The 14,571-nt window shown below is 68.2% G+C and carries 13 protein-coding genes; 8 read left to right on the top strand and 5 right to left on the bottom strand.

Annotated features, from left to right (window positions below; translation table 11 throughout):
• The first annotated feature begins 299 nt into the window (after positions 1 to 299).
• Together FZ029_RS32140 and FZ029_RS32135 are read left to right on the top strand one after the other, a co-directional pair.
• Complete coding sequence (locus tag FZ029_RS32140; RefSeq protein WP_149274188.1) at positions 300 to 1,523, top strand: MFS transporter; 1,224 nt, start codon at positions 300 to 302, stop codon at positions 1,521 to 1,523.
• 25 nt (positions 1,524 to 1,548) lie between these two features.
• On the top strand, positions 1,549 to 2,517 hold the full coding sequence (locus tag FZ029_RS32135) for an aldo/keto reductase (protein WP_149274186.1): 969 nt from the start codon (positions 1,549 to 1,551) through the stop codon (positions 2,515 to 2,517).
• Between the two features lie 180 nt (positions 2,518 to 2,697).
• Here FZ029_RS32135 and FZ029_RS32130 read toward each other — a convergent pair whose 3' ends face one another.
• The 3 genes from FZ029_RS32130 to FZ029_RS32115 form a co-directional block, all read right to left on the bottom strand.
• Entirely contained in the window at positions 2,698 to 4,002 is a 1,305-nt protein-coding gene (locus tag FZ029_RS32130; RefSeq protein WP_247892604.1) for a chloride channel protein, read from the bottom strand.
• A gap of 202 nt (positions 4,003 to 4,204) precedes the next feature.
• Positions 4,205 to 4,402 carry a hypothetical protein gene (locus FZ029_RS32125; RefSeq protein ID WP_188052146.1) on the bottom strand — a complete coding sequence of 66 codons (198 nt, stop codon included), beginning with the start codon at positions 4,400 to 4,402 and terminating at the stop codon, positions 4,205 to 4,207.
• A gap of 502 nt (positions 4,403 to 4,904) precedes the next feature.
• Positions 4,905 to 7,163 (bottom strand): carbohydrate-binding domain-containing protein, encoded by a 2,259-nt coding sequence (locus tag FZ029_RS32115; protein ID WP_149274180.1) that lies wholly within the window; start codon positions 7,161 to 7,163, stop codon positions 4,905 to 4,907.
• A gap of 407 nt (positions 7,164 to 7,570) precedes the next feature.
• On the opposite strand from FZ029_RS32115, the gene FZ029_RS32110 reads away from it, so the two are divergent.
• Together FZ029_RS32110 and FZ029_RS32105 are read left to right on the top strand one after the other, a co-directional pair.
• The gene (locus FZ029_RS32110) at positions 7,571 to 8,056 is read left to right on the top strand and encodes a thioesterase family protein (RefSeq protein ID WP_246457271.1); all 486 of its coding nucleotides are present in this window, start codon (positions 7,571 to 7,573) and stop codon (positions 8,054 to 8,056) included.
• Between the two features lie 82 nt (positions 8,057 to 8,138).
• On the top strand, positions 8,139 to 8,564 hold the full coding sequence (locus FZ029_RS32105; protein ID WP_149274178.1) for an Lrp/AsnC family transcriptional regulator: 426 nt from the start codon (positions 8,139 to 8,141) through the stop codon (positions 8,562 to 8,564).
• A 42-nt stretch (positions 8,565 to 8,606) separates the two neighbouring features.
• On the opposite strand, the gene pyk is transcribed toward FZ029_RS32105, so the two are convergent.
• Both pyk and FZ029_RS32095 read right to left on the bottom strand, forming a co-directional pair.
• Entirely contained in the window at positions 8,607 to 10,031 is a 1,425-nt protein-coding gene (pyk, locus tag FZ029_RS32100; RefSeq protein ID WP_149274176.1) for a pyruvate kinase, read from the bottom strand.
• Between the two features lie 204 nt (positions 10,032 to 10,235).
• Positions 10,236 to 11,141 carry a MurR/RpiR family transcriptional regulator gene (locus FZ029_RS32095; protein WP_149274174.1) on the bottom strand — a complete coding sequence of 302 codons (906 nt, stop codon included), beginning with the start codon at positions 11,139 to 11,141 and terminating at the stop codon, positions 10,236 to 10,238.
• A 210-nt stretch (positions 11,142 to 11,351) separates the two neighbouring features.
• On the opposite strand from FZ029_RS32095, the gene FZ029_RS32090 reads away from it, so the two are divergent.
• The 4 genes from FZ029_RS32090 to FZ029_RS32075 all read left to right on the top strand — a co-directional run bounded on the left by FZ029_RS32090 (position 11,352) and on the right by FZ029_RS32075 (position 14,407).
• Positions 11,352 to 12,155, top strand: a complete 804-nt coding sequence (locus FZ029_RS32090) for a transporter substrate-binding domain-containing protein (protein WP_149274172.1) — start codon at positions 11,352 to 11,354, stop codon at positions 12,153 to 12,155.
• A 183-nt stretch (positions 12,156 to 12,338) separates the two neighbouring features.
• Entirely contained in the window at positions 12,339 to 13,013 is a 675-nt protein-coding gene (locus FZ029_RS32085) for an amino acid ABC transporter permease (protein WP_149274170.1), read from the top strand.
• Complete coding sequence (locus FZ029_RS32080) at positions 13,006 to 13,656, top strand: amino acid ABC transporter permease (RefSeq protein ID WP_149274169.1); 651 nt, start codon at positions 13,006 to 13,008, stop codon at positions 13,654 to 13,656. The genes FZ029_RS32085 and FZ029_RS32080 overlap by 8 nt, the downstream gene beginning before the upstream one ends.
• On the top strand, positions 13,643 to 14,407 hold the full coding sequence (locus FZ029_RS32075; RefSeq protein ID WP_149274167.1) for an amino acid ABC transporter ATP-binding protein: 765 nt from the start codon (positions 13,643 to 13,645) through the stop codon (positions 14,405 to 14,407). The genes FZ029_RS32080 and FZ029_RS32075 overlap by 14 nt, the downstream gene beginning before the upstream one ends.
• The last annotated feature ends 164 nt before the right edge of the window (positions 14,408 to 14,571 follow it).

Genomic DNA, 14,571 nt, shown 5'->3' with positions numbered 1-14,571 from the left:
TGCGATTTTGGGCCAAAACACTGGCTGTGTCTGCCGTGCAGCTGCAATCCATTCAAAAATCCCGGACAGCAGTGCGCGAAGGCGGGAATCCAGACGTTTCAGCCGCTTCATTGCGGAGCTTCCTGGATCCCCGCCTTCGCGGGGATGACGGCCGAGAAAAGCCGATAAAAACTTACAAGCTCTGAAAAGACGCATGGCCGGGCGGCGCAATTGACCGATGCGCGGGCCGCAGGTGCCGACATAGGCTGCGCGCTGTTTTGTGCCCGTTCCAAACAGTCACGACCCTACAGGACCGCGCGATGCCGCCCACCGCTGTTCCCCATCCGGCTGAAGAGACAGCCCACCCTGCCCTGTCACGCTCGCTGGTGGTGCTGATGGCGCTGGCCTGCGGGGTGGTGGTCGCCAACATCTATTATGCCCAGCCGCTGGTCGGGCTGATCGGCCCGGCGGTCGGGCTGTCGCCGGAAACCGCCAGCCTCGTCGTCACCCTGACCCAGATCGGCTACGGCGCCGGGCTGGTGCTGCTGGTGCCGCTGGGCGATCTGCTGGAGAACCGGCGGCTGGTGGTGGCGACCCTGTGCAGCACGGTGGTGGCCCTGCTGGTGGCGGCGGTCGCGCCCACCGCATCGCTGTTCCTGACGGCGGCCTTCCTGATCGGCGTCACGTCGGTCGCCGTGCAGATGCTGGTGCCGCTGGCCGCCCACATGGCGCCGGAGGCCTCGCGCGGGCAGGTGGTGGGCAATGTGATGAGCGGGCTGCTGCTGGGCATCCTGCTGGCCCGGCCGGTGTCGAGCCTGATCGCCGACAGCCTGGGCTGGCGGGCGGTGTTCGCCCTGTCGGCGGTGGCGATGGTCGGCTTCGCCGTGCTGCTGTGGCGGGTGCTGCCGCAGCGGCGGCCGAGGGGGCAATCCAGCTATGGCGCGCTGCTCGGCTCGCTGGGGCGGCTCCTGGTGCGGACACCGGTGCTGCAGCGGCGGACCGTGTACCAGACCATGATGTTCGCCGCCTTCAGCCTCTACTGGACCTCCGTCCCGCTGCTGCTGATGGGGGCGCCCTTCCATCTCAGCCAGCGGGGGATCGCGCTGTTCGCCCTGTCGGGGGCGGCGGGGGCGCTGGTGGCGCCGATCGCCGGGCGGATCGCCGACCGCGGCTGGACCCGGCCGGCCACCGGCTTCGCGCTGGCGATGGCGGCCTTGTCCTTCTTCGTGGCCCAGGCTGGTGTGGGGGCTGGCGAGGGCTCCATCGCGCTGCTGGTGCTGGCCGGGCTGCTGCTCGACATGGGGGTGCAGATGAACATGGTGCTGGGGCAGCGCGCCATCTATTCGCTGGGGGCGGAGACTCGCAGCCGGATGAACGCCATCTATATGGCGATCTTCTTCCTGGGTGGTGCTGCGGGCTCGGCGCTGGCCGGCTATGCCTTCGCCGTCGGCGGCTGGGCGCCGGTGACCTGGATCGGCTTCGCCTTTCCCGCTGTCGGCCTGCTGTTCTACCTGACCGAATTCCGTGGGCGGCACGCCGCCTGACTTGAGCTTCAAAGGAGACGGTGCAATGGATCGACGCCAGCTTGAACAACGTCCGCTGGGCCGCAGCGGCCTGACGGTGTCCCCGCTCTGCTTCGGCGGCAACGTGTTCGGCTGGACCGCCGACGAGGCCACCTCCTTCCGGCTGCTCGACGCCTTCGTCGATGCCGGCTTCAACTTCGTCGACACCGCCGACGTCTATTCGGCCTGGGCGCCCGGCAACCAGGGCGGCGAGTCGGAGACCATCATCGGCAAATGGATGAAGAGCCGGGGCAACCGCGACCGCATCGTCCTGGCGACCAAGGTCGGGTCGGAGATGGGGCCGGGGAAGAAGGGGCTGTCGCCCGCCTGGATCCGGACGGCGGTGGAGGACTCGCTGAAGCGGCTCCAGACCGACCGCATCGACCTCTACCAGTCCCATTGGGACGATCCCGAAACCCCGTTCGAGGAGACGCTGGGCGCCTACAAGGAGCTGATCGACCAGGGCAAGGTCCGGGCGATCGGCGCCTCCAACCTGACGGCGCCCCGCCTGCGCGAGGCGCTGGAGGTCAGCGCCCGCACCGGCCTGCCGCGCTACGAGACCTTGCAGCCGGAATACAACCTCTACAGCCGCGCGGGCTACGAGGCGGAGCTGGAGGGGATTTGCCGGGAGAACGGGCTGGGCGTCATCAATTACTATTCGCTGGCCGCCGGCTTCCTGACCGGCAAGTACCGCTCCGCCGAGGATGCCGGCAAGAGTGCGCGCGGCAACGGGGTGGTGTCGAAGTACCTGAACGAGCGCGGCCGGGCGATCCTGGCGGCGCTGGACGAGGTCGCCGGGCGGCACGGGGCGACGCCGGGCCAGGTGGCGATCGCCTGGCTGATCGCGCGGCCCGGCCTGACGGCGCCCATCGCGAGCGCGTCGAAGCCGGAGCAGATGGGCGACCTGATCGCCGCCGCCACTCTGCGGCTGGATGCCGAGGACATCGGGCGGCTCGACCGGGCCAGTGCTTATTGAGGCCACTGGTCGGGGAGTGGGGGCTCCCCTCTCCCGCCCCGGGAGAGGGAAGGGGCCCGCCGCGAAGCGGTGGGAAGGGTGAGGGGTGACCCGAGGAACCATGCGCTTCCGGATTCTTGGGCTCCCCCTCACCCTCCCCACTTCGTGGGTCCCCTCCCTCTCCCGGGGCGGGAGAGGGCGTTAGGGCGAGGGAATCGCCGACGCTTTGGGCGGGGCCGGCTTGCCGGCCGCGTCCGTCTTCAGCACCGCCAGGAAGGCGTCGGCCATGGCGTGATAGACCGAGTGCGGGCAGACCAGCCGGGACAGGGTGGTGGCGAGTGCCGCGCTCAGCATCAGCGGCAGCAGCATCTCGGGCGAGGCGCTCATCTCCATCACGATGACGACGGCGGTCAGCGGCGCCTGCACCACGCCGGCGAAATAGGACACCATCGACAGCAGCACCACGGCGCCCAGCGAACTGTCCGGCAGCAGTCCGCCGACGATCGAGCCGATGCCCGCCCCGACCGACAGGGAGGGGGAGAAGATGCCGCCGGGAATGCCGCAGATGCCGGACAGCACGGTCGCCAGCAGCTTTGCCGGGGCATAGTACCAGGGCAGCGTCTCCACCCCGTCCAGCACGGCGCGCGCCTGCTCGTAACCGGTGCCGAAGGTCAGGCCGCCGGTGGCGCCGCCGATCGCCGCCAGGGCAAGGCCGCAGCCCAACGCGATGAGCAGCGGGTGGCGGGCCACCCGTCCGCCGAGGCCGCAGCGGATCCAGCGCGTCAGAAACAGCAGCAGGGAACTGAACCCGCCGCCGGCCAGCCCGCCGACGATGCCGGTCGCCAGCACCGCCTTCCAGTCGTGCCAGCTGGCCGAGGCGGCGGTGTGGCCGAAATAGGTGTAGTTGCCGAGCATGGCGACGGCGACCAGACCGGCCGCCACCACCGCGATCAGCACGAGGCTGCTGGTCCGCTTCTCGAAGCTGCGGGCCATCTCCTCGATGGCGAAGACGATGCCGGCCAGCGGCGTGTTGAAGGCCGCGGCGACGCCGGCCGCTCCGCCGGCGAGGATCAGACCCGGCTCCCGTCCCAGCCCGGCGAGGGAACCGGCCATCAGCATGATCGAGGCGCCGACCTGCACCGTCGGCCCCTCGCGCCCGATGGAGGCGCCGCAGGCCAGCCCGACCAGGGTCAGCAGGATCTTGCCCAGGGCGATGCGCGGCGACAGCAGCCGGCGCTTGGCCGCCGGATCCTGGACATGACGGGCGGCGATGGCCTGGGGAATGCCGCTGCCCTGTGATCCCGGCACCACCCGCAGCGCCACCCAGGCCGAGAAGGCCAGTCCCAGCGGGGTCAGCAGGAAGGGCAGCCAGGGCGATGCCGACTCCGCCAGCCGGAACAGCTGCTGGGCATAATCCGCGGCGACGGCGAACAGGACGGCGACCAGCCCGACCGCACCGGCACCGGACCAGAACAGCAGGCGCCGCCGCCAGTTTCTGGGGGACATCCAGACATGGTGGGGCCGGCGCAGCCGATTGGGCAGCGGGTGGTGCGGGCGATTGGCAGAAGGCATGGACTGAGGCCGGAAGCGGGGGAAAAGAACGGATGAAACGGCAGAAGGCCGAGTTTAGGTCCGTTATTCTCCGCAGATCCAGCCACGCTCGCGCAGATCTGGCCCGAATGGACCGTTCATGCGCGAAAATAAGGCGTCAGCGGCGGGCTGTGCTGCCCGAATGGGGCTGGTGGGGACGGGTGGAGCGGCCGCGAGAGGCGATGGCGGCCCCCTGCAGGGTGCGCTGGCCGCGGCGCTGCTGCGCTTGCTCGACCTCGCGCCGGAAGTTGGGGCCGAGAGCCTCGTAGGCGGCCTTCAGCTCCGGGTCCTTCATCCAGAATTCCTGGCGATCCATGGTTTCCTCTTGAATTGGCTGGCCGCCGGCCGAATGCCGGGCAGACCTGCGGCATGCTGCCCTTAGCGGAAAATGCGCCGTGGGCGGGTCATCCGATGTGTTTCACGGGACGACGCCCACGTTCCTTTTGGAAAGGCAGGGGCGGCATGACGACTGACAGGTTGGGGTGCGCGGTCTTCACTTCAAGATACGCCCGGTGTCGGATCGGGCGACTTTTCGAAAGCCATAACGCCGCGTTCACCCCATGGTTCCAGCCGGGCCTCACCCGGCCGCAGGTTCTAGGACCGGGGGCCGGGGGGAGGATTATGAATTCCCCTCTCCCGTCCCGGGAGAGGGAAGGGGCCCGCCGCGAAGCGGTGGGAAGGGTGAGGGGTGGTGCAAGGAACCATGCGCTTCTGGATTCTTGCTTTCCCCCTCGCCCTCCCCGCCTCCGGCGGGTCCCCTCCCTCTCCCGGGGCGGGAGAGGGCGTTTATCGCGGCTCTCGTCGTTGGTGAGCCTGGATCAGGCCAGCAGGCCGATGTCGTTGTAGGCGATGTGGTCGAAGCCATGGGCGTAGACCGGCGAGTTCGACGACAGGCTGAAGTCGTCCGCGGACGGATTGACGAAGCCCGGGTTCAGCATCATCGAGCCCTTGTCGTAGCCGGCAGCCTGCCAGTTCGACAGGGTGCCCCAGGCGCCGCTCGACATCACCTGCGGCCAGGCGTCGAACTCCTTCTCGGCGGTGTTCAGGCTGCTGTAGAAGTTGTCGTGGAGATTGCCGACATTGGCCGGGCCATAGATGTGGACGGCCGTGCCCTCGCGCACGTCGATGACGTTGCCGGAGATGTCGTTGCCGGTCATGGCGTGGCCCTTCCAGCCGCTCCAGGCCACCGGCTGCTGCAGGCCGATCTGGGCGCCGCTGTTGCCGGCGATCACGTTCTCGGTGACCGTATTGTTCCAGCCGCCATGCAGGAAGACGCCGCCGATGTTGTCGTGGACGACGTTGCCCTTCACCGTGGTGCCGCTGGTCCAGTCGTCCAGATAGATGCCCCAGCTCGCCACCTGCCCGGTCGGGTTGGTCGCGGTGGTGCCGGACACGTCGTTGTTGACGACGGTGTGATTGGCCAGATCCTGCTGACGGTTGATCAGGTAGATGCCGCCGCCGTCGTTGGACTCGAGGTTGGCGTTGATCACCTTGTTGTAGGAGATGGTCACGCGATAGGCCGCGTCGCTGCCGTCCGTCTGGACCGAGCCGACGGCGATGGCCTTCTCCGGCGAGTTCTCGATCTGGTTGTGGGTGACCTTGACGTCGGAGCTGCCGTTGACCCAGATGCCGGCGTCGCCACGGTCAGCGGCGTTCGGATGCCGGATCAGGTTGTCGGAGACCAGCGTGGCGTTGGAGCCGGCCTTGACGAAGATCGACTCGGCGCCGGTGTTGTCGAACTGGTTGCCGGTGACCTTGCTGTTGGCGCTGTTCTGCACCGTGATGCCGTAGCCGCCGCCCTTCACCACATTGTTGGCGAAGGTCAGGCCGGCGGCGTTGTCGGCGAAGACGTAATGGCCGCTGGTGACGCCGTCGGCGAAGCTCAGGCCTTCGATGGTGACGTTCTTGGCGCCGCCGAGGCCGAAGGACACCGACGCCGACGAGCTGCCGTGGATCACCGCCTTCTCGTTGCCATAGCCGGCGAAGGTGACGCCGGAGTCCTGGCTGTTCAGCCACAGCCCGTTCTGATGGTAGTCGCCGCCGCGGATGTAGGTGGTGTCGATGTTGGGATCGGCACGCATCGCCGCCTGCGCCTTTTGCAGCGAGGCGAAGGGGCCGTCGGTGCCGTCGGCGTTGGGGGCGGCCAGCTTGCCCGACCAGCTGTCCTTGCCGTTGGTGGCGACGTAGAAGGCCGGGCCGGTGGGGGCCGGGGTGGTGGGCGTCGGCGTGGTGGGGGTGGTCGGCGTCGGGGTGGTGGTGGTGCCGGCCGGGAAGTCGGAGGCCGGGGCGTTCACCACCAGCGTGCCGTTCCACCACATCCCCTTCTGGCCGGCGATCACGTCCTTGCCGTCGAGCGCGCCCTTGTCATAGGTGACGGCGCTGCTGGTGGAGGCGTAGCTGTGGCCGTTGATGGAGATGCTGTTGACGGTCAGGCTGCGGTCCTGGCCGTTGACCATGGCATCGTTGTCGTACTGGACCTGCACCTTGTGCGCGACACGGTCGGCGGCATCGGTGGTGAAGGTGAAGTTCTTGGCGGTGGTGCCGGCGGTCGCCTCGCCGATCTGCTTGCCATCGACCAGCACCTTGAAGTGGGCGTTGACGCCGCCCGCCGCGGTGCCCGACGCATTCACGACGATGGTGTCCTTGCCCCCCGTGGACGCGGCCGGCGCCGGGGTGGGAGTCGCGGCGGGGAAATAGCTCTTGTCGGCGTTCACCACCAGCGTGCCGTTCCACCACATGTTCGACTGGCCGGCGGCGACGTCCCTGCCGTCGAGCGCGCCCTTGTCGTAGCTGACGATGCCGGCGGTCGGCGCGACCGTCTTGCCGCCGATGCTGATGCTGTTGACGGTCAGGCTGCGGTCCTGGCCGTTGATGACGGCATCGTTGTCGTACCGGATCTGCACCTTGTGCGCGGTGTCGGTGGTCAGCACGGGCGTGAAGACGAAATCCTTCGCCGTCGTGCCGGCGGTGCCCTCACCCACCTTCTGGCCGTCGACCAGCAGGGTGAAATGGGCGTTCACGCCGCCTGCGGCCTTGCCCAGGGCGTTGACGACGATCTTGGTGGATGAGGTGGCCATCGGTTCGGTGTCCTCGCCTGATGTGCCCCGGAGCATTGCCGTGCCCCTGGGGTCTGATGTCCGTTTTGGGCCTGAACCCGGATGCCGGCGGAGGATGGCGAGGACCGGCGGGATCTTTGTGTGATGTTTTCGCTTAAAAGCGCCGAAACTGCGACAAATTGTGGCTACTCCCGTCGTGGGCCGATTCGCACGGTTGTCGTGATTGCACTGCAGCATTTCCGCAACAGCGGCCCGTGCGAAAATTGCGGCTTTCCCGTATTCCTGCAGGAAGCCGTTGAACGAAAGGTGCTTTTCCCGGATTGTTTGGAATAGCCACAACTGTCTACCGCCGGCATGAGACGCGGTGACCGCGAGGCTCCGGCCCCCCATATGTCCGGACGCCGAGCGGAACGAGGATTGACCGAGAGATGCACGAGTACAGCGAGCGGCCGCGCCGCGCCGACGATCACCCCAGCCACCGGCCGTTGCCGCCGGGCTGCTTCCGGATGCAGCGGCCCATTCGCTTTTCCCACTGCGACCCGGCCGGGATCGTCTATTTCCCGGTCTATTTCGACATGTTCAACGGCGCGGTGGAGGACTGGTTCACCCAGGGTCTGGACATCGACTATGCGACGATGATCCTGCAGCGGCGGCTCGGCCTGCCGATCGTGCATGCCGAATGCGATTTCGTGATCCCCAGCCGCATGGGCGACACGCTGACGCTCGGCGTCCTGCTGGAACGGCTGGGCCGCAGTTCGCTTCAGCTGCGCATCAACGGCGAGCATGAGGGGCAGGTCCGGCTGTCGGGCAGCCTGACGCTGGTCACCACCTCGCTGGACGATTTCGCCGCGGTGCCGATCCCCGACGACATCCGCGCCGCCATGCTGCGCTATCAGGCGGGTTGCGAGGGGTAAGGGGGGACTGGGTATTTTTCCCCCCTCTCCCGCCCCGGGAGAGGGCCTTTTTGCGCGCCCTGACCTGCTGTGACGGACCTCCATGGACGACATCGACCGGCGGCTGATCGATCTGTTGACGGTGAACGCGCGCACCAGCACGGCGGCGCTGGGCCGCGCGCTGGGGCTGTCGCGGTCCACCGTGCAGGACCGCATCGCCCGGCTGGAGCGCCAGGGGGTGATCGCCGGCTATACCGTGCGGCTGGGCGACCCGGCGCCGCGGCGCGGCGTGTCGGCGCTGGTGATGATCAGCGTGAACGCCCGGCTGGCCGACCGCGCCGTCCATGCCCTGCGCAAGATGCCGGAGGTGATCCGGCTGCACAGCATCAGCGGGCAGTATGATCTCTGCGCCACCGTCGGCACCGAGACGCATGACGCGATGGACGCCGCGCTGGACAGCATCGGCCGCCTGCCCGGCGTGGAGCGCACGATGTCGTCGATCGTACTGTCGACGAAGATGGAACGGTAGGAGAAGCCCCCCGTCCGGTAAGGAACGGGGGGCCTCCCGCCCTTACGCCTTCCCGTCCATCTGGATGACGCGCAGGTTGTTGGTGGTGCCGGCCTGGGCGAAGGGGATGCCGGCGACGACGACCATGGTGCCGGTCCGGCCGGCGAACTCCTCCGCCCGCGCGGTGGAGATGGCGCGGTCGACCATCTCCTCGTAGGTGCGGATGTCGTCGGACAGCACGCTGTGGGCGCCCCACAGCAGGCAGAGCCGGCGCGACACCGCCTTGTCCGGGGTGATCGCCAGGATCGGCACCTCCGGCCGCTTGCGGGCGATGCGCGCCGCGGTGGTGCCGCTGGAGGTGAAGGCGACGATGGCCGAGGAATGCAGGCTGTTGGCCAGATCGGCGGCGGCGGCGGCCACGGCGTGGGGCGGGCTGTGCTCCTCCCCCGGATGGGTCGCCTGGATCAGCGAGTGATAGAGCTTGTGCTGCTCGGTGGAGCGGATGATGCGGTCCATCATGGTGACCGCTTCGATCGGATACTGGCCCGACGCCGATTCGGCCGACAGCATCACCGCGTCGGCGCCGTCATAGATGGCGGTCGCCACGTCCGACGCCTCGGCCCGCGTCGGGGTCGGGGCGGAAACCATCGAATCGAGCATCTGGGTGGCGACGATCACCGGCTTCACCGCCAGACGGCAGGCGCGCACCAGCTCCTTCTGGCGGCCGGGGACGTCCTCGTGCGGGATCTCGACGCCGAGGTCGCCGCGCGCCACCATCACCGCGTCGGACAGGCGGATGATGTCGTCGATCCGCTCCAGCGCCTGCGGCTTCTCGATCTTCGCCATGATGCCGGCGCGGTCGCCGATCAGGCCGCGGCCCTCGATGATGTCGCCCGGCTTCTGCACGAAGGACATGGCGACCCAATCGACGCCCAGTTCCAGCCCGAAGGCGAGGTCGGCGCGGTCCTTGGCGGTCAAGGGCGACAGGTCGAGCACGGTGCCCGGCAGGTTGACGCCCTTGCGGTTGGAGATGGTGCCGCCGATGACCACGCGGGCCTCGATCCAGTCGTCGCCCAGCTCGGTCACCTCGAGGCGGACGCGGCCGTCGTCGATCAGCAGATGGTGGCCGGGCATGATGGCGGCGAAGATTTCCGGGTGCGGCAGCGGGATGGAGCGCTTGTCGCCCTCGCTGCCATTCAGCACGAAGCGGATCTGGTCGCCGGTGGCGACGGCGATCTTGCCGTCGCGGATGGTGCCGACGCGGATCTTCGGACCCTGGAGATCCTGAAGGATGCCGATGGGGCGGCCGACCTCCGCCTCCAGCTCGCGGATGGCGCGGTGGACCTTGGCGTGGTCGTCGTGGGTGCCATGGCTGAAGTTCAGCCGGAAGGTATCGACGCCGGCCAGGAACAGGGTCTTCAGCATCTCGGGCGAGTTGCTGGCCGGTCCGACGGTGGCGACGATCTTGGCGCGGCGATGACGGCGCATATGGTTCCGGCCGCGGGGGCCGTCCTCTCTTGGCTGGGCCGTCCGGTGCGCCGACGGGACGGCGGCCACCTGGGAGGGACGGCGGGGTGACTGGTCAGAAATGCAACGGCCGGAGCGGGCAACCGGTTGGGGTAGCCCGTCGACTGTTCGCGTGCCTGAACAAGGTGTCGCCATTGCAGCCGGAAAGCAAGGCGGCTGGCGGGGTCAGAGTTCCCCCAACTGTTCGTGCAGGTCCTCGATGGCGCGGATGCGGGCGCGGCCGGCCTCGCCGGTCAGGGGGATCAGTTCGGCGGCAAGGGCGTGGATCACCGCCAGGGCGGCGACATGGGTGTCGAGCGCCGCCAGGCTGCGCGTCTCGCAGCGGAAGGTCAGCGGCGGCGGCGGGGCCTCCAGGACGGAGTGGCTGTCGGCGATCAGGATGGTCGGGATGGCACGCTCCCGCACCGTCCGCAGCAGGCGGACGATGGCCGGCGGGCGGCGGCGGATGCCGACCAGGAACAGCAGGTCGCCGGGCCCCTGATTGCCAGGACCGAAGTCGGCCAGCGTCTCCGCCATCGTCTCGCCGGATGCCGCCAGCTGGTGGACCTCGCCGCGGACCTGGATGAACTGCCAGCGGGCATAGCCGGCCAGGAAGGCGCTGTTGCGCGCGCCGCAGACCCAGATCCGCCGGGCGTCGGCAAGCGCGCGGGCGGCCTGGGCCAGCAGAGCCGGGTCGGTCTGGCGGGCGGTGGCGGCGAGTGCCTCGGCACTGCGCTGGAAATGGGCCTCCAAGGGCGCGGGATCGGCGTCGGAGACCGTGGCCGGGCCGCCGGGGGGCAGCAGGAACAGGGGCGAGCCCCAGTCGCCGCCGCGCCGGGCGGCCAGCCGCGCCTCCTCGAAGCCGGCATAGCCGAGGCGGCGGACCAGACGCGACACCGTCATCTTCGACACGCCGGCCCGGCCCGCCAGCTCGGTCGCCGAATAGCCCGACAGCTCGCCCGGACAGGCCAGGATCACGTCGGCAAGCTGCCGCTCCAGCGGACTGAGATCGCCGTAGCGCTCGCGGATGCGCGCGGTCAGCGACGGCTCGGCGCTGTCGGTTGGGGAGCTGGATAGATGTGCCTGTTTCATGGGCTGATCGCCTCGTGGTTCCGGCATTTGCATAAAAAATCAGCTTGTGGGGTGCAACTTATGCGGCGTTACGGATGTAACGGATTTGGTCTCCGGCGGGATATTCGTAACATTTCCGTGCTTTGGACCACACCTGAATTCATAGGACGGAAGTGGCACGCCGATTGAAAAGGAGGGGGTCATCGTCTTTCGCTCTGGAGATCAGGTGCCATGCGGTTCGCAAAGATTCTGGGTGCTCTCGGCCTTGCAACGGCGGTTCTGGCCGGCGGTCTCGCCGCCACCGCCCCGACATATGCAAAAGCCGACGCGCTGGAGCGCATCGCCAAGGAGAAGGTGCTGCGCGTCGCCGTTCCGCAGGACTTCCCGCCCTTCGGTTCGGTCGGCACCGACCTGAAGCCGGTCGGCTACGACATCGACGCCGCCACCCTGATCGCCAAGGAAATGGGCGCCAAGGTCGAGCTGGTTCCGGTGACCAGCACCAACCGCATCCCCTACCTGACCACCGGCAAGGTCGATCTGGTCATCTCCAGCCTGGGCAAGAATGCGGAGCGCGAGAAGGTCATCGACTTCTCCACCGCCTACGCCCCCTTCTACAACGGCGTCTTCGGCCCCGACGACATCAAGGCGGAGAAGCCGGAGGATCTGGACGGCAAGACCGTCGGCGTCACCCGCGGCTCGGTCGAGGACATCGAGCTGTCGAAGATCGTGTCGGACAAGGTCACCGTCCGCCGCTATGAGGACAACAACGGCACCATCTCCGCCTTCCTGTCGGGGCAGGTGCAGCTGGTCGCCACCGGCAACGTGGTCGCCGCCGCCATCTTCGAGCGCAACCCGCCGCGCCAGCCGATCATGAAGTTCCTGATCAAGAACTCCCCCTGCTTCGTCGGGCTGAACAAGAACGAAGGGCCGCTGATGGAGAAGGTCAACGCCATCATCGCCAAGGCGAAGGATGACGGATCGCTGAACGCCATCGCCAAGAAGTGGCTGCACGCGCCGCTGCTGAAGGATCTTTGAGGAAAATTCGCCCTCTCCCGCCCCGGGAGAGGGAGGGGACCCGCCGAAGGCGGGGAGGGTGAGGGGCGATCCGGACATGGATCCCCTTATCCTTGGATCACCCCTCACCCTTCCCATGCTCCGCATGGGCCCCTTCCCTCTCCCGGGGCGGGAGAGGGAGATTCTCGGCTACGGACGCCCCTTATGGCCTACAGTTTCGATTTCTCGTCCCTGTTGGACTACACGCCCGTGCTGGTGGACGGGGTGGTGACGACCATTGGGCTGACCGCGGTCAGCACGGTGCTGGGGGTGGCGCTCGGCATCGGCGGGGCGGCGGCGCGGACGTCCACGGTGAAACCGCTGGCGGTCGTCGTCGGCGCCTATGTCGAGCTGATCCGCAACACGCCCTTCCTGGTGCAGCTGTTCTTCATCTTCTTCGGGCTGCCGTCGCTGGGCATCCGGCTGGCGGAATGGCAGGCGGCGGTGCTGGCGATGGTGGTCAATCTCGGCGCCTATTCGACCGAGATCATCCGCGCCGGCATCGACGCCACGCCCAAGGGCCAGATCGAGGCCGGGGCCAGCCTGGGCATGACCGGGCCGCAGATCTTCCGCTACGTCGTGCTGGGGCCGGCGATGGGGAAGATCTGGCCGGCGCTGACCAGCCAGATCGTCATCGTCATGTTGGGATCGTCGGTCTGCTCGCAGATCGCGGCGGAGGAGCTGAGCTTCGCCGCCAACTTCATCCAGTCCCGCAACTTCCGGCCCTTCGAGGTCTATTTCCTGGCGACGGCGCTGTATCTGGCGCTGGCGGTGGCCTTGCGCTGGATCCTGAGCCTGGTCGGCGGGCGGATGTTCGCCAAGGGGGTGTCGCGTGCTTGAGTTCACCCTGTGGGACATCCTGTCCAACCTGCTGCTGGCGGCGCGCTGGACGGTGCTGCTGTCGCTGATCGCCTTCGTCTCCGGCGGGCTGGCCGGGCTGCTGCTGCTGCTGGCGCGGGTGTCGCCGGTGCCGCCGCTGCGCGTCGCGGCCCGGCTGTTCATCGAGGTGTTCCAGGGCACGCCGCTGCTGATGCAGCTGTTCATCGTCTTCTTCGCCCTGCCGCTGATCGGCATCGAGACGACCGCCTGGACCGCCGCCGCCGTCGGGCTGACGCTGTTCACCGCCGCCTATCTCGCCGAGATCTGGCGCGGCTGCGTCGAGGCGGTGCCGAAGGGCCAATGGGAGGCATCGGCCAGTCTGGCGATGAATTTCGGCGAGCAGATGCGCCACGTCATCCTGCCGCAGGCCCTGCGCATCGCCGTGCCGCCGACCGTCGGATTCTCGGTGCAGGTGGTGAAGGGCACGGCGGTGACCTCCATCATCGGCTTCGTCGAGGTGACGAAGGCCGGAACCATGATCACCAACGCCACCTTCCAGCCCTTCCTGGTCTATGGGCTGGTCGGGCTGATCTATTTCGCCCTGTGCTACCCGCTGTCGCTGTCGGCCAAGGCGCTGGAAAGGAAGCTCAATGTCGCCCGTTAACACGCCCGCCACCGGCAGGCCTCTTGTGAAGCTGTCCGCCATCCGCAAATCCTTCGGCCCGGTGGAGGTGCTGAAGGGCGTCGACATGGCGGTGGAGGAGGGTCAGGTCGTCGCCATGATCGGCCGCAGCGGATCGGGCAAGAGCACGCTGCTGCGCAGCATCAACGGGCTGGAGCGCATCGACGGCGGCGTCATCGAAGTGGACGGCGAATGCGTCGACCCCGGCCAGATCGACCTGCGCGCGCTCCGCCAGAAGGTCGGCATGGTGTTCCAGCAGTTCAACCTGTTCCCCCACCTGACCGCCGGCGAGAACGTCATGCTGGCGCTGAAGGTGGTGAAGAAGCAGGACAAGGCCGCCACCCGCGCCGCGGCGGAAGCGGCGCTGGCCAAGGTCGGGCTGGGCCAGAAGTTCGACGCCTACCCGTCGCAGCTGTCGGGCGGCCAGCAGCAGCGCGTCGCCATCGCGCGGTCGCTGGCGATGGCGCCGAAGGTGCTGCTGTGCGACGAGATCACCTCGGCGCTCGACCCCGAACTGGTCGCCGAGGTGCTGGGGGTGGTCCGCAAGCTGGCGGAAGAGGGAATGACGCTGATCCTGGTGACGCACGAGATGCGCTTCGCCCGCGAGGTCTGCGACCGGCTGGTCTTCATGCATGGCGGCCGCATCATCGAACAGGGACCACCGGCCGAACTGTTCGACCGGCCGGCTACGCCCGAACTGGCGCAGTTCATCGGCATGGTGGAAGCACGCTGAACGGCGCGCCCTCCCCTTCCGCCCGGACTCTCTCCCCTGCCCCCTGGGGCATCGCATCGGGGAAGCTTGATCATACACAGCGAAGCACGTCATTCCCGCGAAGGCGCACTGCTGTCCGGGATTTTTGAATGGATTGCAGCTGCACGGCAGACACAGCCAGTGTT

The organism is Azospirillum sp. Sh1, from assembly GCF_008365135.1.
Taxonomy (GTDB): Bacteria; Pseudomonadota; Alphaproteobacteria; order Azospirillales; family Azospirillaceae; genus Azospirillum; species Azospirillum oryzae.
The sequence above is the reverse complement of the archived record's forward strand: the minus strand, read 5'-3'. Positions and strand labels throughout refer to the sequence as shown.